Here is a 19193-nt window from a genome sequence, read left to right as displayed (position 1 = left end):
CTTCACCCCCATGCAAATTGATCCATAGTCGTTCGTTCCAGCTCAGCGAGCGTCATGCGCTCCACTTCCGCCACCATCAAATACCGGAATCGGTATACGACGTCAAGATGAGCAGGCTTTGTCTCCTCGATCGCTCGTTTCACGTCATCCAGATTAGGAGGAAAACCCTTCGTATCAATAAAGGTGACAATGATTCGATGAGCGTTCGGTTCGATCGTCACCAGAATCCGCCCTCGATCATAGGCTTCTGCTACCTTCCGCAGGAGAGAAGCGCTGACGGGGCCAATCCCGCGTCGCTTTGAATTGATAACGCTCCTCCGCTGCTCAAACGGCTTCCCGATATCGGTAGGGATACCCAATTCGGCTTCCCAAAGGGCTAGCCCCCAGTCGGCCGTGCTCACAAAGCCTTGATCCAGTACGTCCTCCACCGACTGATGCAAGCGGTCCAGCTCGGTTTCTTCCAAGCGGAACAGCACCTGGAACTCTCGGACCCCCTTATAGAAGTCCGGCAAATACTGCATCAGTTCATCTTCTTTTTCGCTCAACACCCCGATTACTTGTTCATTCAAGAAGGGTCACCGCCCCCGGAACCGCCACTTGACCGGCGGAGATGGGAATGTTGGCTGTTCCATCCGCTACCTGGAGTAAGGAGTAATCCTGAATCCCCGGAACATCGAGCAGAAGGGCACCCACCTTCGCCACCTTGACCGACGGGTCGTTTCCAAAGGCGATTCCCTTCAAATAAGCGGCGAACTCCCGCTCGATATCTTCCTGGATTTGCGCCAGCGTGCGGCTTCCATTTCTCAGAATCATCGCCTTAAGTGGAATGACAACCGGTTCCGCCGCCTCAACGGTCACCACCGCTCCAAGCGGAGCTTTGCCTTCTCCCAAACCGGGAGAAGGGTCCAGGTAAGCTTGCAGCTCGGCCACCAGCGATTCCGACGCCGGAAGATGCATGGCGTCCAGAATGACCACCTTGACTGTTCCGGGACCATCCCAGAGCGGAAGAACCTGTACTTCTCCAACACCCGGATAATCGAGAGCCCATGCCCGGTATTGCGCCTTGTTGCCGCTCGTCGCGGGATTGCGGTTCCGGTCCAGGTATCGCTTGCGAAGCGATTCATCCGTCTCCACATCTTCACCCGGAACAAGCAAATCCCCCAGCTCTGCCTTGGCTAATCCGGGAACATAATCAACCGGCAGGAGGGTTCCCGTAATCCCGTTCCCCACCGTTCCTGCTTGTTCACATTCCAACACAAAATCGCCAGAGCCCCGTTTCGACTCTACGAAGAAGACGATATCCTCTCGGGCGAACCTCGCACCCAGGGGGACATCGAGAGGTTGTCCTTTGCTGTCTGCGAAGGTTCCCTTCCGTTTGGCTGGACTGGCGGCTTTGCGTTCCATTCCGTCGTCCTGTGCTTTACGAGTCAAAAACTCTCCACTGGATGTGGTAGCCGAGATCAATCGTGCGACCGCATCCAACCCGGCATAAGCCTGGGCCAGCTCTGCTGCTGCTGGAGCCAACGCATCATAGAGAACGCTCCCTTGGCGCTTATCCAACTCACCCGGAACCCGGTCCAGCATCCGCTGCAGTATGGCGTCATACGTTTCCGATTCATACATACTCGCTCACCTCCTTATCCATGGAAAAGGTCCCCTCCGATGTAATGACATCGAAGCGGACCAACGTCTCATCCTGATTTGTTCTCATCTCCAGATTGCGAACATCTTCAATGCGTTCATCCGACAACAGGGCTTCCCGAATGACCCTTTCCAGCTCCGTGGGGACGAAGATCCCCGGCAGTCCAATCATGGCCTGAAGCTCCGCTCCGTAATCGGAATCATAGATCAGGTATTCAAAGCGCTCGGTCTGCAAAAGTTTGAACGCCGCCTGTTTGACCGCCTCAAGCCCGTCAACGATACCCGAGATTCGTCCGTTCGCCAGATCCAATCGATAGGTTCGGCTGGTCTCCTGTTCAACCTCTTGTTCAGTTGCGGTGAAGAGTGGACTTCCCGCGGGGATCATGCCATCACCACCCTATCCAATACGAGATAGCGGCCGCCCCCCTGCATTTGCAGGAGGATTACCCGATCCCCCATCTTCAAGCCCTCCTGAAGGACATACTCCGTTCCGTGTACCTCCAATTTTCGGGGAAGCAGCGATTCCGGGAGCACCAGCTGATCCGCATCCAGCACAAACCGCTGACTGATAGCAATCTGCAAAGGGGTTTCTGCCACCACCGAAGCAAAACAAACCTCCACGGGGCTATCCGAAGCCACGGCGTCCTTCCCTGCCTTTTTGATCGTTTCCAACAATCCCATTTAGATCACCTTCAATTCCAGTTTCATGATCGATTCTTCTTCTTCCAATTGGTCATGTGTGCATTCTTCGACCAGAAAAGCTTGTTTGATGCCCAACTCCTCGATGTACACCCGCAAGTAGCAGCCTGCTCGAACGCGAAGATCACCAATGGCTTCAAGCGACAGCTTCTGCTGCTCCCGGTTATGAAGGGCCAGCAGATTGGCCGCATACTCCGCCAACTGAGCCAGGTTCATCTTGCCATCGATCGATTTGTAGAATTGGAGCCGTCCCCATTTGGCGATAGAGGCACTGTCCTTCCAGACGAGCGGCTTCCGCTCCTTCCCTTCCTGTTCCAGTTGGTCGTCCTGCCGCATCTGGATATGATTGTACGTGTCGTTGTCAATGGAGCGGGTGTACGAGTAGCCCGTCATCAGGCTTCCATCCCCAATCCACAAGTCCAGAAGCATGTCCTGCGCACTTTGAAGAGTCAACTCTCCGAAATGATCGTAAAACGTGTAGATCTTCTTTTCCCCGACGGTCGTCTTCTCCAAAGCCTGGCAGATCATATCGATCAGCTTCTTGTCCTTCATCGGCATGCTCGGGATGACATAGCCTGTCTCGGCAAGCTTGCCAGTCTTCAACTGGTATTCATTCGCAATTTTGCGAATGACCGCCGTCGCCGTCATATTGGTGAAGTTCATCGAGTCATTCGCTTGCAAATACCGAACCTGGTCGTACGCGGTAATGGACAGCTTTTCATCCTGGGAGCTCTCCACCGTGAAGACATAGCCAAAGAAAATCCCGCGTCCATTCCGCGTCACATTGATGAGATTGCCCGGCTCCAGCTTGAATCGGCTGTCTTCGAACGGGCTACCCTTCACACAGGTGAAGCTAAAGGTCGAGGGCTTGCCTACCCGACTAGTCTTCCAACTTACATCACTCACCAATGAAGAGACATCCCAGATGAGCCCGTCTCGATTGTCCACCATCACTTCCACATGCCCACCCCCTACCTCAGCTTAAGCTCGCGGCCGATCGCAAGACGGCGAACTTCCGCATCGCTGATTTTGTTAAGCTTCTGCAGGGCAGCAACACTCACCTTGAATTTCTGCGATACCTTCCACAGGCTGTCTCCTGCCTTGAGCTTGTAGGTAGCCGGTGTGGTCTGCTCCGGTCTCTTCTCGGTCTTCCCGCTTTTTGCCGCTTCCTTCTCATTCTTCACCAAGCGAGCCCCATAGAAGACATAGCGCTTCAACGTCAGGTCGTACTCGATATCCCCCGGGGTTCCCGCCACCTCTTTCCAGGTGAACGAAGCAATGCTGACTGCTTCGTTGATGGAATAACCGGTCCCTTTGTAGATAAAGCGAATGGGGGCTTTCGTTTTCATCCATCTTTCCATCATTGCTATGAGATCTTTTGCATTGTAATCGTAGGCCATGATAAAAGGGTACGGATTATAAGGGAACATACTGTTGAATTTGTACTCCCGTAGCTTCGGGCTTTTGATCACTTGAATTTCGCCCGCGGCTGTCGAATAGGTGGCATCGTTTCCGCTGTTGCTGATCTCGATGGATTCCGGCAGAACAGGGAGGATAAAGCCTTCCTTTTGGTTGTTATAAGAAAGATAGATGGCAACGGGACTGTCATGTTGAGTAGCCATCAGCCATACACCCCCTGTGCCGAAATGGCGATTTCATTTTCCAGGCTGGATTGAATGCGACCGATGATGGTATCAATGTCGTAGCCGTTCTTGATGTCCCCGGTTTTGACATTGACTGTCGGGGTCAAGGAAACGAAGTTCTGAATGCTCTGCATCTCCGCGAGATCATGCATCATTTCCATATCTTCGCTCGAAACGCTCACGGTATCGTCAACCTTCCCGATACTCCCTACCCGATCCACGTTGCCGATATTGGCAACAGCCGGCGAGGAGGTGGTTGGAGTGAGAGCAGAGCCCGCTCCCATCGTGGCCAAGCTATCCGCAGCGGGGTTCTTTGCGTCGCCCCACCCTTTGCCGAATGAGTTCAGCTTGTCGGTAGCCCCTCCTAATTTGCTGCCAATGCCGCTGCCCTTGTCGTATCCTTTTTGAGACCACTCTTTGACATCCTTCATTTCCATTTTGTACTTATCGAGAGAGATGACATCCTTATCCGACTTAAGCTGCGAGGTGTCGAACTTTTGTATGGCAAATTGCTCGATCTCGCCAAAGCTGGATCCGGTAACTTTATTAATGAATCCGAGTACCTTGTTTACTCCACTAATAATTCCGCCGATGATCCCATTGACGAAATCCGCTACGGAATTAAAAATGTCAAAGAACAGCTTTTTGATTGCATAGATCGGATCATTAAAGACATTGATCAGAAACTCGGCAACCGATAGGATGATATTTTGCAGGAAAGCGAAAGAGTTCCACAAGAAGGCAAACAACCCGTAGAAGACGCCCATCACGAACCCAATAATTTGGTCTGTGGTAACCCCCATTTGCTGGAGAGCCAACAAGATCACCACAATGAGTGCGATAATCGCGATAACCGGAAGCGCGGCAATCAACCACGAAACAAGCCAGATCGCGCCAAATATTGCCGCCGCAATTCCGATGGCAAGCAAAATGAGCTTGATGGTATCCAGATGCTCCATGATAAAGGAAGCCACCTCCATCACCACGGACCCGATAAACTGGAAACCAACCGCAATGGCATCGAAGAAGGGCTGGAACTTTCCTTCCTGGAAGGCCTCATTCAACATGGTGAGGAGGGGCTGCAAGGCGGCAACCGCCCCCATTCCCGCATCCTGCAAAGCAGCTGTGGCATTGTTCTTCAACGTATCCAGCTGCTGCGTCGGCTGCTGTTGAAGATCCTGGTACCGATCCTGCCCCATTCCCTGCTGAGTCATGACCTGGTCAAGGGCTTTGGTCAAGCCGTCCCAATCCTTGCCGGCGGCCAGCTTTTCCAGGTTAAGCCCCATCAGCTTATCCTTTGGAAGCTTTAAGCGAGCCGCCAGACTATCCAGACTGCCCGACATGACGTCATTGATCTGGGTCATGGCTTCTCCAATTCCTCCGCCAGATGAGTCAAAAGCGGCAAGCCGCTGAGCTAAGCCCGAAAGCTTCGAGACCTGACCGACATCTTGAGTCTTGCTGAGCATGGCCATCGAGCCTTTCATCGAGTCATCCACTTTCACACCCGATTGAACGGCTTGCTTGCGCAGGGTGTCGTACATGGCCCCGCCCTGCTGGTTGCTTCCGGTTTTCGCAATGAATAAGTCCCGAGTCTTCTGGTTTTCAAGTGCACCCTTAATCGAGCTGGAAGCCAACTGCTTGATTTGCCCCACCGGGATAAGACTCTTAAAAGCCCCGCCCACATCGGTCATCTTTTGCCGAAATCCGCCCGTTTTCTTATCAGATGCGGCACTACTTGAGGAGCTGCCGGTTGTGTTTTTGGTGTTGGCCGAGGAAAACTTTTGAATGATTTTGTTAACAAGAAGCTCTGCCAGCTTGGTCTTGATGATAGGACCAAAGGTAGAGGCCATTTCCCTCCAGAAGCCATTCGATTTCGAAGCGCTTGCTTTGCCGGAATTTCCACCGTCTGTGGTTTTCCCCGTTTTATTTCCCGTATTCTTCATGCCTTGCGTCATCGTTCGTTGGGCTTCTGTTGCTCTCCTCATGGCAATGGCTCCTTGCTCCAAAGCACGGGTAAGCCGTTCCATCTGCTGTGCCGCCTGCTGAAAGCCGCTAGCCATTCGACTGAATCGGGATGTAGCCTGATCAAACGGTTGAAGTGCCTTCACCACAGTTGGCGAAGCCGATTGCCTCACAACAAGCTGTGCTTCTTTTACTTCTGCCATCCGAATCCCTCCTTTCCTAAAAAAGTAAGACGCCGACCCCATGAGGGCCGACGTCTGATTTTACTTCTTCTTACGTTTCTTCTCCTGCTCGATGCGGATGTCGATCATCGCATAGAGTGCCGCCTTTTCCCGTCGATCCAAGCGGACGAATTCATGCGGCAGGAGATGGAATTCGTGGAGGGCGTAGTAAGCATAATTCGCTTCCCCATCGCCCTCCCGAATCAGTTTTTTACCTCATCGACAAGCTCGTTCATGTCCTTGTCAAAGCCGTTCAGTTCTTGAACCTTTTGAACCAGCGAAGCATATTCCCCCGGAAGCAGCATTTTCCGGAGCAGCACTTCAGCGCCCATTACCCCATAGGAGCGCTGCAGCTCCGCGTTCTTGAGCTCGGGGTAGACGATACTAGCCACGGCGAGACGAGCCAGATACTCCTCCGGGTTCGTCTCCGGAATCATGGCGCCGCCTTTGGCTTTCACGCGCCGGGTTGCCGCTTTGCGGCATTCCTCATTCTCTTCTTCGGTCATGCTGCGGAGCTTCCAGGCTACCGGCACGCCGTCCTCTTGAAACCGATCCGATACGATAAATTCTTCGATGGCGCCTGCCACCGCATTTTGCGCGAAAAATACACTTAAATCTGCCACGAGTTTGGCCTCCCTTGTTTGTCGATTAGCCGATAACCGGCTCCGAGAAATGCTCGGCGAAGGTCACGCCTTCGAAGGTGAATTCCGTTTCTTCTTCCAGCGCATCCGACTCCACGTCCAGCTTTGCCAGAATGACACTGTTCAGGTTGACGTTGCGCAGCACAATCTTCTGGCTGCCCACCGAGGAGGACGGGTCTTCATTGACCACCATGATGTCAAAGTAGGTATCCTTGCCCGTTTCCAGGTAATCCTGCATCAGCTTGCGGAATTTCGAGGTCATGTAATAGATGGTCATGCTGCCGGTACCCGACCATCCGGTCGTCTTGTGCTGCGTTCGGCGGCTGCCGAGGGTTTTGATCTCGGCCTTTTGCTTCTCGATCTTCGCTTCCAGCGTCTTCACGAAGAACATTTCCTCCGTCACGCCGTTAATCACGGAATAAGCCCGGCCTTCCTTGCCGGAAATGGTATCGCCTGCGTTCAAGTATCCCATATCAGATCACCTGTACTTTCATGTAGATTTTTTCGATGGAATCCACCGGCTGAAGAGTCGCTTCAACGAGGATGGAGTCCGCATCCGCTCCCGGAAGTACTTGAATGTCATCGGCAGGCTTCAGGTTTTGCAGAGCCCCCATGTTCTGGTATTGCTCAGCCAGCTTGACGCATTCATTACGGAACAGGCTTCGGCCGTCCGCATTGTTGTCAACCTTGCCAATGTAATACGACTCGTATACCTTCTTCCAGTCGCCGGCCAGCCCGTCCAGCACGCGGAGCGTTCGGTTCTTGGAAAAGGATTTGCCCTTCTCCGGGGTATAGCTCTTGAAGGTGTTGAGGTCCTGTTCGACGACCGCTTTGCCGCTCAGGCTGGTAAAGACGAACTCCCCGTTCTTCAAGGCATTTTCGATTTCGGAGTTGGTCAAGCGCGGAGCCGCATCCACTGCATCATCGTAAGCGGTGTAGGTCAGTGACTGATTCGCAGCTGCCGTCGCCGTAGCGCCAGCCACCCATGCCGTAGCTTGTGCCGCCGTCAAGACGGTGCCGTCACTCAGTTGAACGCCGTTCTTCACACTGATAATGCCTTCGGAGTCGGCTTCCGGGTAGTTTTCAAGCACGGCTTGAATCTTGCGGCCTTCGCCGTCACGCAGACGCTTCACGAACGAGACGAACAAGCTTTTCATCGCCGCGTCGCTGGAAGGCAGAGCTACCGTTTGGAAGTCATGAAGCTCCAGAGCCGTGAGGAAGTCGACATAGTCCTGATTGACGACTGTGCCGTTTGCACCGCCGGTCAAGGAAACTCCTGCCGTTGGAGCAAGGACACCGCTGCCGCTGAAGTCAACCCAGGCATTCGCCGCAAGCTCGGCCACCGTAGCGGCCGTCTGCACATCCACTTGCTTGCCAGCCAAATAGGTATGAACGTCGAACTGGCCCTCGCGGTCCACATTCGATTCAATGGTAACTTGAATATCGTTGCCGCGGGTTCCCCCGAACTTGGCCGTGATCGTCAGATTCTCAGCCGTTGCCTTGGCCTTTTCCCCAGTATTCAACCGGTAAAGAAGCAGAGTTCCTGCCCGCTTCAGTGCTTCGCGAACCAGCACCAATTCCGGTGCTGTCAGATCGTAGCCCAGCTTCGTGGACAGATCCTCGCCGGCTTGAAGGGTAAGCAGCTTCTTCGGCTCTCCCCAAGAAAGAGCAATCGGCAGTGCCGCCGTTCCGCGGCCACCGATCGCGCCGAGCGCTCCCCCATTGCTTGCAAAATTGATGTAAACCCCAGGTCTCACTTTGTTTTGCGCCGTAAATGTTCCACCTGCCATTGTTTATCGCGCCTCCTTGGCTAAAAATGTTTTCATTCGTTTTTCTGCTTCCGCCATCGTCACTCGTTCGTTCGGAGCGAGGAGCATGTCGAGGAGATCCTTCTTTGTTTCGAACCGCTTGGATTGCAGCAATTGCTTCTTGGTAAAGACTGTCGCCGGGACAAGCTTTGCGTCCGGTTTCGGAAGGGCCGTCTTGGCGGAATCACGCTTCGCCATGAGCGATCGTTCCTTTCTGTTGGAGAGTTTGCATCTTGGGCACGGCAGGCCGCGCCTTGAGCATGTGGTACACATAACGAACCCGAATCATCAGGCCGCTGTCGGTTCGTTCGGCGGAGATCTCCGTTCCAGCAAGCGTCCTGCCCGGAATGGACAAGTACTCCAGCTGTTCAAACAGATAAGAGATCGCCTCCATCCCGACTTCCTCGCCAGCACCGATCAATCCCAGTTGGAAGCCGTCTGACTGGCGAATCCGCTGTCCGGTCTCCCGGGTCGACCCGCTTGTCTGAAGAGTAAGCTCCCAATAGGGCTCAGCGGGCGGCGGGTTGTCGATGCCGCGAATCGAAATGGCTGGATTGAATCCTCGAAGGAGCTCTTCCAACGAGGTCCGAATGGCTTGGGTAAGTGCCATGGGCCGTCCCCCTTTCTTTCTGCCTTGAGCTGTGCAACGGTTAACGGGCCGACCGAGTCGCCTTTCGCTTCCCCTCCTTCCTCAACCGGCAAACAAAAAAGCGGCCCTGTGTAGGCCGCTCTCTCGTATTCCCTATCTCTTGCACGTTATCATCTTACCACGGTCAAAACAGGGCTGTGGTGCCAACTCCGTTTCCTTCGCGTCCCTCTTCGCGATCACAAAAGTATCACCATTCTCTCCCGCCTGCCACGTTGGCGTATTCCTCAAGGGAACGCGTCTTCCATCGAAAGAAGGTCACCCGGGAGATGGCAAGGTCGTCTGCCACTTGATCGACGGCTTTCCCTTCAATATAACGAAGACGAAGGAGCTCCGCGTATTCCGGTTTGTATTCGCCGAGTGCCTCGAGCGCATTGTCGATCTGCTCCTTCTCCTGTTCCAGGTCCTGGATTTCGGATAACCGTTCCAAAACGCCGTGAAACCCTTCCGATTGTCCGGTCCGCGTCTCCAGCACCTTGCGAATCTTCTGCTCCACCTCCCGCAGCTTGCCCTCGTCCTCTCGATCCTCGGAATAGAGCCCTTGAACCTCCCGAAGCTGGGCTTTCGTTCCGGTTGGATAGCGGGTTAAATAGGAATGGGCTGTCTTCTCCAGCTCCTGCTCTCTCTTGGTCAAATAGGCGGTGGTAGGCATCGTCCGGAGTTGCCGATGGAGCTGCTGCAGGTTGTCGTCCTGGCTGATGGTGCTCAGGCGAATGCCTCCTCCTACGGGGAATTTCTCCAGGTATTTGATGCGGCTTACAATCCGCTTATAGCCCTTTAGTTGTTGAATGACCTGTTCCTGATTCATGCTGATTCCTCCTTCGAAAAATGGGTATCTTCTTATACGACATAATGATAAAATTATTATCAATCCTGGTAAAAAAAACGTCAGCATATGGAAATTGTTGACTTCCTCCTCAGTATAGTTGATAATATTCTTATCGTCAATTCGCCATTGCGATAAAATTATTATCAACCGCCCTACACCAATTCCTAGCAAAGGAGCCTGCCTTATGAAGATCGGCAAAACCCTCAGCGAGCTGCGCGCCCGCGAGCATCTCACCCAGGATGAAATGGCCGACCGCCTTGGCGTCAAGCGCGCCCGCTACAATGCCTGGGAGAACAACATCGCTAGACCTGACCTCGAGATGATCGGCAAACTTGCGGAAGTTCACGGGGTGAGCGTCGATTACTTGCTCGGCCGCAGCCAGGATGCTGCCCCTGAACTGGCCGGTGAAGGATTGATCAGCAGGAAGGAGGAACGCGATATCGCCAAAGATCTGGAGAAGATGATGAATGACCTGGAAAGCAACGAGGCCCTCGCCTTCCATGGAGAAGCCATGGACGATCAAACAAAAGAGCTGCTCCGCCTCTCGCTGGAAAATTCCATGCGACTGGCCAAGCAGCTCTCAAAACAACGATTTACACCCCATAAATACCGACAATAGAAACCCGGAGGGGAGCGTTTCATGAACACGATCAAGGGAATGGCAGCGGCGCTCATCCGCCGTTATGGCACCAACAATCCGTTCGCGATCGCGGAAGCCCGCCGGATTCCGGTTCTTTTTGAACCGTTAGGGGCTACTTTGGGGTACTTCAGCACGTACAAACGCATTCCCATCATCCACATCAATCAGAATCTTGATGAGGACTGGCAGCGCTTTGTCTGCTCGCACGAGTTGGGACACGGGGTCATTCACCCGAAGACCAACACGCCTTTTCTCCGCAGCAACACGCTGTATCCCATCGACCGGATCGAGAAGGAAGCGAATGAGTTCGCGGTGCACCTGCTCGCCGGAATGGACGAGCCTGGTTCGGAGGAGACGCTTGAACAGTTCTTCCGACGCAATGGAATTCCTGCGGAGATGATGCGTTTTTATCGGGTCGACTGAGGGAAGAGCGCATCGAGCGCCGGGCAAGGAAGCTTCTTTAAGTAAGAGTCCAAAGCAGCAGGGCGATCTCGATAGATGGTATTCAGATCGGTGCCGGAGTAAATATTGCCGATCACAACGGGATGACAAAGCTCACAGATGAGCACATCCCCGTTGCCGTGCAGGTGAAGCTGGGTTTTGCCGTCGATGCAGTGGGAATAGAAAATGTTGTCTCCTTGCGGCAATCCCAGCAGATCCACAAACCGATCCATACAGGTCAAATAGAGCTTCATGTCGTCTTTCTTTGCTCGGACAAGCCCCTCGACCGCTTGTTTCAACTGGTCGCGAGCAGCGATGGCGGACCATCCGGTGTGGTTCATACGGATCGCATTTTGAATTTCATGGGTGCGAATGCCCATCTCGTAGGCTGACTCATGGATTTCCGAAAGCCGTTCCATGGTCCCTTCGAACAAGAGCGTCTCCACGACGGTGTCGAACGACGTTTGGGCCGCGAGTCGAAGGTTTTCCTGAATCTTCCGATGAACGGATTCCGGCAGATGATAATAGCTGGACCATTCCGCAGCATCCGTATAGTTGTAAGATACGTGCAGGGTGGTTAGCCCAGCCTTATCTAGCCGCTCAATGCGGGAGGCGCTGAGCAAGCTCGCGTTGCTGTTCAATTGGGTGGCAATTCCTCGTGAGGAGCAGTAGGCCACGACTTCCTCGCAATCCTTGAAATTCAATGTTACTTCGCCGCCGGACAGACGAACACGTTTCAACTCCGGTAGCCCTTCCAGAATGCGAATAATCTCTCCGCTGTCCAGAGATTGGCCGTCGTCGCGATTGTAGGCACAGCAGTACTCACATTTAAAGTTACAATTGGAAGTAACGCCGATCTCCAGCCCTTCCAAGGTGTATTCTTCCGGTTTTACAAGCTCAAGTGATTTGTACGTCATTCAAACCCCTCCTGCGATAGACTTAGGAGCTGCAAGGAAAGTAGTATCCGCTTTTGGTGACAAAAGCTCCACGGTTTTGGGAGTTTTGTCACCAATTTAGCGGTACTTATTTCGTTGCAGTCTCTTACGGAAAGCAAAGCCTTTCGATTATAACGCAAGGGGTTGCCTAACAGTGTGATCAAAGTTACACAATTCTCCCAAGGAGGTTTTGATGACCATGACCGTCGCACCCTCGAATTCCACCCTAACGCCTTCTATCCAACGATGTCCATGGGCCAAATCCGAGCTGGACCAAGCTTATCACGACACCGTCTGGGGAAAACCCGAGCATGACGATCGACGTCTATTTGAAATGCTCATTCTCGAAGGAATGCAGGCCGGGCTAAGCTGGTCAACCATTCTCCGCAAAAGAGAGGCGATGTCCAAAGCGTTTGATCGCTTCGATCCCCATCTCATTTCCCACTACGATGAGGGCAAGCTGCAAGAGTTGCTGCAAAACCCGGAGATCATCCGCAACCGAGCGAAGATTTCCGCTCTTCCGCTGAATGCTCAGGCGTTCCTTCGCGTACAAGAGGAGTTTGGGAGCTTTGACCGGTACCTATGGAGCTGGGTGAACCATTCTCCTATTCAAAACCAATGGACCGAGGTTACCGAAGTCCCTGCCAAAACCTCCATCTCGGAGGCCATGAGCAAGGATTTGCTCAGGCGAGGCTTTAAGTTCGTCGGCCCTACGATTTGCTATGCCTACATGCAAGCCGTCGGCTTGGTGAATGATCATTTGCTTAGCTGCGATCAACACGGAGCCTGCTAACTGAACCGGGAACCGAGTCCGGGTTGAGGCTACTCCATATCTACTTACTCAAACTCTCGGAACAACTCATCCAATTGGTTTTCCGAGAAGACCCGGATGCCCTCTCTTTGAAGCAGAGCGGCCGTAACGCCCATCCCCGGAATCTTGTGCCCTGAATGCGTGCCGTCGTAGATTCGCGAACTGCCGCAGGAGGGGCTGGATTCCTTCAGCACCACGACCGTTGCCTTTGCTTCCCTCGCAACCCGCAGCGCCTCATAAGCCCCGCTCACGAATTCCGTCGTGACATCGCAACCGGTTCGGTCAATGATTCTTGCGTGACCATCCAGCACATCTTCTCCTGTGCCGCCCACGATTTCCGCAGGCTCTCGCGGCGTTGACAGGCCACCCAGCACCTCCGGGCAGACCGGAAGGGCCCGCCCTTCCTCGATGAATCGGCCCAAGGTCTCTACTAGATTGTCTCTTCCATCATATCGAACCTTCATGCCTGCCAGACAAGCACTGACCAAGATCATGTCATTCCTCCTTGCTGCCTTTTATCCTGCCAACCGGAGCTGCATAGAGGACAAACTCTTCTTCTCCGTCAACTTGAAGCAAGCGGTCGGCCTCTTCCTGATGAAAAGCCGCAATCGCGCACGTTCCGCAACCAATGGCATGACAGGACAGGTACAGGTTCTGCATGACGTGACCGACATCCATCAGCATGACCCGATGGGAGCGTACCGTGTACCTCCATTCGCTGCGGTAAGGCACAACAGTATAGTAAAAGGTTACCGCTCCCTTTGCAGCCCACGTCTGATCACACAGACTGACACCGACGAGCTCCTTCAATTCCTCGGGATGGGAGATCCATTCCAGCTCATGTTCAAGCGGAAGGTAGTGATAGATTCCGGGCTCGAGTCCCTCCACTTGGAACACCGCCAAATAGGTTTCGAACGGATGCCGAGCACCTGCTGAGGGCACAGGGCGAGTGGTCGCATAATGAGACCCCCGAATACCGGTCACCCCTTGCGTGCTCCACAACAAGAAGGCCAGCTCCGTCAACGTGAGGGCTTCCTGCTGGAAGACTCGACTGCTTTTTCTCTGGCCCAACAATTGAAGATAATCCGAGGTTTGAATAACCTCGGAATACTCCTTAGGCAGCGGGATGCGTTCCTCTCGCACAGCTGCCTTAGAAAGCGGGGGCTGTGGCAGCTTTTTTTCTTGATCCGACTCGATGTCCTCATCGGCAAAATCGCTTTTCATGAAGGTGCGGTTGCTCTTTAACCAGCTTTCCGTAGCGTTTTCCATTTCCATTGTAACCTCGCCCTTTCTCCAAATTGCTTATCTACAAACATGATCCAATTCTATTGTTTATTAAGCCCCTCTCGAAGTGGAGCGGTTACGCATGATGAAATAAACCGGAAGCCCGATGAGGGTGATGCCGATCCCTACCAGCGAGCGCACGGGATCGCCCACGATGGTGCTGTATAAAATGTAGGCTCCTCCCAGCCCCCCAATAAGAGGAGTGATGGGATAGAGCGGAACGCGGTAGCGCCCCTTCTCTACCGGATACTTCCGACGAAGCAGAAACACCCCGAACACACCCATCGTGAAGAAAATCCAGAGCACGAACACCAGCATATCCGTCAGCGTGTTGAAGCTCCCGGACAGAATATAGATCACGGCAAGCACGGATTGTAGCGCCAATGCATTGGCAGGGGTCTTAAAGCGAGGATGAATGCCGCCGAGAAACCGGGAAAAGGGCAGTTTGCCTTCCTGGCCCATAGCCTGGGGAACACGAGCAGCGGTCATCAAGTACCCGTTTAGTGCGCCGAGTACGGATATCATGATCCCTGCTGTTAAAAATGCTGCTCCATCGCTGCCAAAGAGCACCTTGGCCGCATCCGCTCCCGGCGTCTTGGAAGAGATGATTGTTTCCACCGGAAGTACCTGGAAGATTGCTAGATTGAACAGGACGTAAACCACAATGACAAAGAGGACACCACCCGTAATGACCCGGGGAAGCGTTCGGGACGGGTTCTTCATCTCCCCGGCCATATTGGTGACTCCGATCCATCCATCATAAGCCCACAGGGTTCCCAGGATCGCCACCCCAAACCCCGCCGAAGAAGCCGCCGCAGAGATTCCGTCCAGCCCGGGCGCCGCATCGGAGAGAAGCCCAAACGCAACGATGCCGATGATGGGAATGAGCTTTCCGATCGTTGCGGCGGTCTGAATGAAGCCGCCGTATTTGGTCGAGAGGACATTCATAGTCAAGATAAACGCCAGAATCCCGATGGCGAGAAGCTTCTGCTCTCCCTCATTCATGGGGAGAAAATAACCGGAGTATGTAGCGAATGCGATGGCCAGCGCGGCAACCGAAGCGGGATAGGAGATGATGGTTTGCACCCATCCCAGCAGAAAGCCGAAGACCCCCCCGTACAGCTCCTCCAGGTACACATACAGACCGCCTGGCTTCGGAATCGCCGCTGCGATCTCCGAGATGGACAAAGCCGAGGCCAACGTGATGATACCGCCAAGCGTCCACGCCAGAATGCTGAGGGTAGGCGTCCCTGCATCGCTCAACACAATGGAGGGCTTAAGGAAGATCCCTGAACCAATAATCATCCCCACGACAATGGCCAGAGCCTCCACGACGGTTACCGATTTCTTCATGATCGACGAATTCGAGCTCATTTCGATCGATTCCTTTCTCTATCAGACTAGAGTGTGACCCGGCCTATCCCAGCGCTCGCACATCCCTTAAAATCCTCATTATACGGGACATTCCGCACCCTAGCTATCCCCCTTGTGAAACAAAGAACGTAATTCGTAGAAAGTTTCCCTTATCACGAATAGATAGCACCTCTTATCATTTGAATGGCGGGTATTCTGTCCATCCTCATCAGGCAAATCGTCAAGAAAATCCCATTGACAGGCGAACACAAAATGAGTAATAATTCATCTAGTATGATATTGAGAATCATTATCAGTTACATAAGGAGACCTGAATTTATGAAAAAGCTCACCCTGCCTCTCATTATGATCTTCCTTCTCGTCCTGTCGGCCTGCGGAAACGGCAAATCTGCCGACATCTCCAGCACGAGCCCAAGTGCAAGCCCATCTGCCACTACTGCTCCAGCCAGTGCATCCCCCGCTGCCAGTAATTCGGACACCATCACCTATCAATCGGAGAACGGTCCGGTTGAAGTTCCTGCTCATCCAAAGCGAGTTGTTGTCCTCTCGTCCTATGCCGGCAGTGTTCTTGCGCTGGGTGTCCCCGTTGTGGGTGTGGACTCGTGGGCGAAGATGAATCCGCGCTTTGAAGACAAATTGAAGGACGCGGTGGAAGTCTCAGATGAGAACATCGAGAAAATTCTAGAGCTCGAGCCAGACCTGATCATCGGTCTCTCTACAATCAAGAATGTCGACAAGCTGAAGGAAATCGCTCCGACCGTTACATTCACCTATGGCAAGCTGGATTACCTAGCGCAGCATGTCGAAATCGGCAAGCTGCTGAATAAAGGCGAGGAAGCGCAAGCCTGGGCTGACGATTTCCGCAAGCGCGAGCAAGAAGCAGGAGACGAAATCCGGGCCAAACTCGGCCAGAACACATCGGTTTCCGTCATCGAGAACTTCAGCAAGCAGCTTTATCTGTACGGCGATCACTGGGGCCGCGGCACTGAAATTCTCTATCAAGGCATGAAGCTGGTGATGCCGGATAAAGTGAAGGAAGCGACCACGAAGGATGGATATTTTGCCCTCTCCGCCGAGGTTTTGCCCGATTACACCGGAGATTACCTCATCGTCAGCAAGGACCCGGATACAGACAACTCCTATCAGGATACGGAAACCTATAAAACCATTCCGGCCGTCAAGAATCAGCATGTCCTGGAGGTTCCCATGAAGGAATTCTACTTCAATGATGCCATCACCCTGGAATACCAGTTGGAAACCTTCAAGGAATTCTTCCTCGGCCACAAATAAGCCGATCTGACTCGTTGAAACCCGTAAAGGAAGTTGATTCCATGCAAGAACCCTCCAACCGGATCTCTTTCGGGGTCCTCTTGATTTGCGGCTTTGCGGCGCTTGCCGTAATGTTCCTGCTCGCCCTGCTGTTCGGGGCGGCGGACAGCACACTGCGCGACGTCTGGCTTGCCCTCATCGGCAAGCCGGATGGCAAGGCGAGCCTGCTCATCCGCGAGCTGCGCCTTCCCCGTGAGCTCGCCGCTCTCGCAGTCGGGGCGGCACTCGCCGTAGCTGGCGCCATCATGCAGGGCATGACGCGCAATCCGCTTGCCGATCCGGGCTTGCTCGGTTTGACAGCAGGCGCCAATGCGATGCTCGCGGTCGTGCTTGCCTTTCTCCCCGGCGTCGGCTTCCTGGGCATCATGACCGCCTGCTTTCTCGGCGCTGCATTCGGCACCTTGCTCGTCTTTGGCATCGGCGCCCTGAATCGGCGCGGCTTCTCTCCGCTGCGCCTGGTGCTTGCCGGTGCAGCGGTTTCTACGCTGCTAACCGCTGTCGCGGAAGCGATCGGGATTACCTTCCGGCTCTCCCAAGAGATCTCCTTGTGGAGCGCAGGAGGCGTGATCGGGACGACCTGGAAGGAGCTTGGCGCCATCACGCCTTTTCTTGCCGTCGGCATCCTCATCGCCCTGTTCTTCAGCCGTCAATTGACCGTACTCAGCTTGAGCGATGAGGTGGCTTCCGGGCTCGGGCAGCATACTGCGCGGGTGAAGAGCATCCTGTTTCTCGCCATTATCCTGCTTGCCGGGGCTTCTGTTGCCTTGGTCGGGAACCTCGCCTTCCTCGGCCTGATGATCCCGCACATCGTGCGGACGGTTGCAGGACCGGATTACCGCCGGATCATTCCCTTGTCCGCCCTGACCGGCGCGGTATTCATGCTGCTCGCGGATACGGTCGGTCGAACGATCAATGCTCCTTACGAAACCTCCGTGAGCGCAATCGTTGCGATGCTTGGACTGCCCTTCTTCATCTGGATTGTCAGCAAGAAGGGAGGCGGTGTCACTTGACTCCCGAAGGGCGCATTCGGCGACAGCGCTGGATATTGCTCGCCCTCTTCTCGCTTATTCTCGCGACCATCTGGGTCGCCGCCGGTTGGGGCTATTCCTCGCTGTCTTATGATCGTCTCTTGCCTGTCCTGTTTGGGTACGGAACGAAAAAGGAGGCCTTCGTCCTCTTCTCGATCCGGTTGCCTCGCATCTTCATCACGCTCTTGGCTGGCATGGGACTCGCTCTATCGGGCGCTATCCTCCAGCGGCTAACACGCAATGATTTGGCCGATCCGGGCATCATCGGGATCAATTCCGGCGCCGGAGTCGGCGTCGCCGTCTTCTTCCTATTCCTGCCTATTGATCCCGGCTCATTCGTATACACCTTGCCGTTCGCGGCATTTGCCGGAGCGCTCGTAACAGCCGCCCTCATTTATGCCTTCTCTTATCGAAGAGGAGAAGGCTTGCAGCCGATTCGGCTCGTGCTGGTCGGCATCGGCTTCTCGCTTGCCCTCTCGGGCACGATGATGGTGCTCATCTCCTCCAGCGAGCGGAGCAAGGTGGACTTCATCGCCAAATGGCTGGCGGGTAGCATCTGGGGAACCGATGCCGGCTTTGTCTGGACCTTGCTGCCTTGGCTAGTCCTCCTCATCCCGTATGTGCTGTTCAAGGCGAACGCCTTGAACCTGCTGGAGCTGGGGGATTCGGTCAGCATAGGCGTCGGCGTCCGTCTCCACCGTGAGCGGGTGCTGCTGCTCACCGCTGCTGTTGCCCTCGCCGCCTCCTCGGTGTCCGTAACCGGGGGCATCAGCTTCATCGGACTGATGGCTCCGCACATCGCCCGGGCGCTCGCCGGCCCGCGCAGCCAGCTATCGTTGCCCGTGGCGATTCTCACAGGCGGCTGGCTGCTGCTCGTGGCAGACACAATCGGCCGCAACCTAGCCGACCCGAACGGGATTCCCGCCGGGATCATGGTGGCCTTCATTGGAGCCCCCTACTTCCTCTATTTGCTGCTTCGCCAGAAAGCGTGAGCCTACATCTTGCTGGCTCAGGCCGCTTGTGCTGAAAAGTCCAGCCTGGGTCTCATCTAGCCATTAAAGGGAACCAGCGGGCCTGAAGCTTAATCCGGGCCTCGGCTGATCCCATCTAGGCTATTGATGTGATCCGGCATACGCCACATCATAGCTCAGGCTGATTCCTATTAATGGACTTTCTCAATCCACAAGTCTACTCAGATGGCCCGCTCCTCTGCTACTCCCTGGGACCGCTGCGAGGCCAGCGTCCCAGGAAATAGCATCCT

The 19193-nt window shown here is 54.2% G+C and carries 23 protein-coding genes; 6 read left to right on the top strand and 17 right to left on the bottom strand.

Features of this window, described 5'->3' with window-relative positions:
• Positions 1-2: 2 nt before the first annotated feature.
• The 13 genes from AAFN83_RS01565 to AAFN83_RS01505 form a co-directional block, all read right to left on the bottom strand.
• A complete protein-coding gene (locus AAFN83_RS01565) occupies positions 3-569 on the bottom strand; it encodes a YmfQ family protein (protein ID WP_347766592.1) in 567 nt (188 codons plus the stop codon).
• Entirely contained in the window at positions 562-1623 is a 1062-nt protein-coding gene (locus AAFN83_RS01560; protein ID WP_347766591.1) for a baseplate J/gp47 family protein, read from the bottom strand. Before AAFN83_RS01560 ends, AAFN83_RS01565 begins: the two co-directional genes overlap by 8 nt.
• The gene (locus tag AAFN83_RS01555; protein ID WP_347766590.1) at positions 1616-2026 is read right to left on the bottom strand and encodes a DUF2634 domain-containing protein; all 411 of its coding nucleotides are present in this window, start codon (positions 2024-2026) and stop codon (positions 1616-1618) included. The genes AAFN83_RS01560 and AAFN83_RS01555 overlap by 8 nt, the downstream gene beginning before the upstream one ends.
• Positions 2023-2322 carry a DUF2577 domain-containing protein gene (locus tag AAFN83_RS01550; protein WP_347766589.1) on the bottom strand — a complete coding sequence of 100 codons (300 nt, stop codon included), beginning with the start codon at positions 2320-2322 and terminating at the stop codon, positions 2023-2025. The genes AAFN83_RS01555 and AAFN83_RS01550 overlap by 4 nt, the downstream gene beginning before the upstream one ends.
• Positions 2323-3291 (bottom strand): XkdQ/YqbQ family protein, encoded by a 969-nt coding sequence (locus tag AAFN83_RS01545; RefSeq protein ID WP_481810469.1) that lies wholly within the window; start codon positions 3289-3291, stop codon positions 2323-2325.
• Positions 3292-3311: 20 nt separating this feature from the next.
• Positions 3312-3962 (bottom strand): muramidase family protein, encoded by a 651-nt coding sequence (locus AAFN83_RS01540; protein ID WP_347766587.1) that lies wholly within the window; start codon positions 3960-3962, stop codon positions 3312-3314.
• Entirely contained in the window at positions 3962-6148 is a 2187-nt protein-coding gene (locus AAFN83_RS01535; protein ID WP_347766586.1) for a phage tail family protein, read from the bottom strand. The genes AAFN83_RS01540 and AAFN83_RS01535 overlap by 1 nt, the downstream gene beginning before the upstream one ends.
• 221 nt (positions 6149-6369) lie before the next feature.
• Entirely contained in the window at positions 6370-6789 is a 420-nt protein-coding gene (locus AAFN83_RS01530) for a phage tail assembly chaperone (protein WP_347766585.1), read from the bottom strand.
• A 25-nt stretch (positions 6790-6814) separates the two neighbouring features.
• Positions 6815-7279 (bottom strand): phage tail tube protein, encoded by a 465-nt coding sequence (locus tag AAFN83_RS01525; protein ID WP_347766584.1) that lies wholly within the window; start codon positions 7277-7279, stop codon positions 6815-6817.
• 1 nt (position 7280) lies between these two features.
• Positions 7281-8597 carry a phage tail sheath family protein gene (locus AAFN83_RS01520; protein WP_347766583.1) on the bottom strand — a complete coding sequence of 439 codons (1317 nt, stop codon included), beginning with the start codon at positions 8595-8597 and terminating at the stop codon, positions 7281-7283.
• Positions 8598-8600: 3 nt separating this feature from the next.
• Complete coding sequence (locus AAFN83_RS01515) at positions 8601-8813, bottom strand: hypothetical protein (protein ID WP_347766582.1); 213 nt, start codon at positions 8811-8813, stop codon at positions 8601-8603.
• Positions 8800-9225: a phage tail terminator family protein gene (locus AAFN83_RS01510; protein ID WP_347766581.1), complete on the bottom strand. Its 426-nt coding sequence runs from the start codon at positions 9223-9225 to the stop codon at positions 8800-8802. Before AAFN83_RS01510 ends, AAFN83_RS01515 begins: the two co-directional genes overlap by 14 nt.
• Before the next feature lie 226 nt (positions 9226-9451).
• Positions 9452-10069: a DUF1492 domain-containing protein gene (locus tag AAFN83_RS01505; RefSeq protein WP_347766580.1), complete on the bottom strand. Its 618-nt coding sequence runs from the start codon at positions 10067-10069 to the stop codon at positions 9452-9454.
• A gap of 205 nt (positions 10070-10274) precedes the next feature.
• On the opposite strand from AAFN83_RS01505, the gene AAFN83_RS01500 reads away from it, so the two are divergent.
• Positions 10275-10709, top strand: coding sequence for a helix-turn-helix domain-containing protein (locus AAFN83_RS01500; RefSeq protein WP_347766579.1), 435 nt, complete (start codon positions 10275-10277; stop codon positions 10707-10709).
• Positions 10710-10730: 21 nt separating this feature from the next.
• Complete coding sequence (locus AAFN83_RS01495) at positions 10731-11153, top strand: ImmA/IrrE family metallo-endopeptidase (RefSeq protein WP_347766578.1); 423 nt, start codon at positions 10731-10733, stop codon at positions 11151-11153.
• Here AAFN83_RS01495 and AAFN83_RS01490 read toward each other — a convergent pair.
• On the bottom strand, positions 11138-12088 hold the full coding sequence (locus AAFN83_RS01490; RefSeq protein WP_347766577.1) for a radical SAM protein: 951 nt from the start codon (positions 12086-12088) through the stop codon (positions 11138-11140). The two genes, AAFN83_RS01495 and AAFN83_RS01490, sit on opposite strands and share 16 nt — an antisense overlap.
• A gap of 211 nt (positions 12089-12299) precedes the next feature.
• On the opposite strand from AAFN83_RS01490, the gene AAFN83_RS01485 reads away from it, so the two are divergent.
• A complete protein-coding gene (locus tag AAFN83_RS01485) occupies positions 12300-12899 on the top strand; it encodes a DNA-3-methyladenine glycosylase I (RefSeq protein WP_347766576.1) in 600 nt (199 codons plus the stop codon).
• A 44-nt stretch (positions 12900-12943) separates the two neighbouring features.
• Here AAFN83_RS01485 and AAFN83_RS01480 read toward each other — a convergent pair whose 3' ends face one another.
• The 3 genes from AAFN83_RS01480 to AAFN83_RS01470 are packed head-to-tail and all read right to left on the bottom strand — an operon-like array spanning position 12944 to position 15575.
• Positions 12944-13411, bottom strand: coding sequence for a 2-thiouracil desulfurase family protein (locus AAFN83_RS01480; protein WP_347766575.1), 468 nt, complete (start codon positions 13409-13411; stop codon positions 12944-12946).
• A gap of 1 nt (position 13412) precedes the next feature.
• Complete coding sequence (locus AAFN83_RS01475; protein ID WP_347766574.1) at positions 13413-14192, bottom strand: SagB/ThcOx family dehydrogenase; 780 nt, start codon at positions 14190-14192, stop codon at positions 13413-13415.
• A 60-nt stretch (positions 14193-14252) separates the two neighbouring features.
• Positions 14253-15575, bottom strand: coding sequence for an APC family permease (locus AAFN83_RS01470; RefSeq protein ID WP_347766573.1), 1323 nt, complete (start codon positions 15573-15575; stop codon positions 14253-14255).
• 318 nt (positions 15576-15893) lie between these two features.
• Here AAFN83_RS01470 and AAFN83_RS01465 point away from each other — a divergent pair, with 318 nt between their 5' ends.
• From AAFN83_RS01465 to AAFN83_RS01455, 3 genes are read left to right on the top strand one after another with little or no spacing between them, the layout of a single operon-like run.
• On the top strand, positions 15894-16865 hold the full coding sequence (locus AAFN83_RS01465; protein ID WP_347766572.1) for an iron-hydroxamate ABC transporter substrate-binding protein: 972 nt from the start codon (positions 15894-15896) through the stop codon (positions 16863-16865).
• Between the two features lie 41 nt (positions 16866-16906).
• Positions 16907-17914 (top strand): FecCD family ABC transporter permease, encoded by a 1008-nt coding sequence (locus tag AAFN83_RS01460; RefSeq protein ID WP_347766571.1) that lies wholly within the window; start codon positions 16907-16909, stop codon positions 17912-17914.
• A complete protein-coding gene (locus AAFN83_RS01455; protein ID WP_347766570.1) occupies positions 17911-18924 on the top strand; it encodes a FecCD family ABC transporter permease in 1014 nt (337 codons plus the stop codon). Before AAFN83_RS01460 ends, AAFN83_RS01455 begins: the two co-directional genes overlap by 4 nt.
• The last annotated feature ends 269 nt before the right edge of the window (positions 18925-19193 follow it).

The sequence above is a fragment of the Gorillibacterium sp. CAU 1737 genome, assembly GCF_039888655.1.
Taxonomy (GTDB): Bacteria; Bacillota; Bacilli; order Paenibacillales; family NBRC-103111; genus Gorillibacterium.
This window is presented reverse-complemented; position numbering and strand designations above follow the sequence as displayed.

Bases quoted from the DNA above. Each gene is read 5' to 3' on its own strand.
- AAFN83_RS01515 (WP_347766582.1), bottom strand. From the start codon at position 8,813: ATGGCGAAGCGTGATTCCGCCAAGACGGCCCTTCCGAAACCGGACGCA.
- AAFN83_RS01555 (WP_347766590.1), bottom strand. From the start codon at position 2,026: ATGATCCCCGCGGGAAGTCCACTCTTCACCGCAACTGAACAAGAGGTT.
- AAFN83_RS01510 (WP_347766581.1), bottom strand. From the start codon at position 9,225: ATGGCACTTACCCAAGCCATTCGGACCTCGTTGGAAGAGCTCCTTCGA.
- AAFN83_RS01475 (WP_347766574.1), bottom strand. From the start codon at position 14,192: ATGGAAATGGAAAACGCTACGGAAAGCTGGTTAAAGAGCAACCGCACC.
- AAFN83_RS01535 (WP_347766586.1), bottom strand. From the start codon at position 6,148: ATGGCAGAAGTAAAAGAAGCACAGCTTGTTGTGAGGCAATCGGCTTCG.
- AAFN83_RS01500 (WP_347766579.1), top strand. From the start codon at position 10,275: ATGAAGATCGGCAAAACCCTCAGCGAGCTGCGCGCCCGCGAGCATCTC.
- AAFN83_RS01540 (WP_347766587.1), bottom strand. From the start codon at position 3,962: ATGGCTACTCAACATGACAGTCCCGTTGCCATCTATCTTTCTTATAAC.
- AAFN83_RS01545 (WP_481810469.1), bottom strand. From the start codon at position 3,291: ATGGTGGACAATCGAGACGGGCTCATCTGGGATGTCTCTTCATTGGTG.
- AAFN83_RS01560 (WP_347766591.1), bottom strand. From the start codon at position 1,623: ATGTATGAATCGGAAACGTATGACGCCATACTGCAGCGGATGCTGGAC.
- AAFN83_RS01495 (WP_347766578.1), top strand. From the start codon at position 10,731: ATGAACACGATCAAGGGAATGGCAGCGGCGCTCATCCGCCGTTATGGC.
- AAFN83_RS01520 (WP_347766583.1), bottom strand. From the start codon at position 8,597: ATGGCAGGTGGAACATTTACGGCGCAAAACAAAGTGAGACCTGGGGTT.
- AAFN83_RS01550 (WP_347766589.1), bottom strand. From the start codon at position 2,322: ATGGGATTGTTGGAAACGATCAAAAAGGCAGGGAAGGACGCCGTGGCT.
- AAFN83_RS01505 (WP_347766580.1), bottom strand. From the start codon at position 10,069: ATGAATCAGGAACAGGTCATTCAACAACTAAAGGGCTATAAGCGGATT.
- AAFN83_RS01465 (WP_347766572.1), top strand. From the start codon at position 15,894: ATGAAAAAGCTCACCCTGCCTCTCATTATGATCTTCCTTCTCGTCCTG.
- AAFN83_RS01485 (WP_347766576.1), top strand. From the start codon at position 12,300: ATGACCATGACCGTCGCACCCTCGAATTCCACCCTAACGCCTTCTATC.
- AAFN83_RS01460 (WP_347766571.1), top strand. From the start codon at position 16,907: ATGCAAGAACCCTCCAACCGGATCTCTTTCGGGGTCCTCTTGATTTGC.
- AAFN83_RS01480 (WP_347766575.1), bottom strand. From the start codon at position 13,411: ATGATCTTGGTCAGTGCTTGTCTGGCAGGCATGAAGGTTCGATATGAT.
- AAFN83_RS01490 (WP_347766577.1), bottom strand. From the start codon at position 12,088: ATGACGTACAAATCACTTGAGCTTGTAAAACCGGAAGAATACACCTTG.
- AAFN83_RS01470 (WP_347766573.1), bottom strand. From the start codon at position 15,575: ATGAGCTCGAATTCGTCGATCATGAAGAAATCGGTAACCGTCGTGGAG.
- AAFN83_RS01525 (WP_347766584.1), bottom strand. From the start codon at position 7,279: ATGGGATACTTGAACGCAGGCGATACCATTTCCGGCAAGGAAGGCCGG.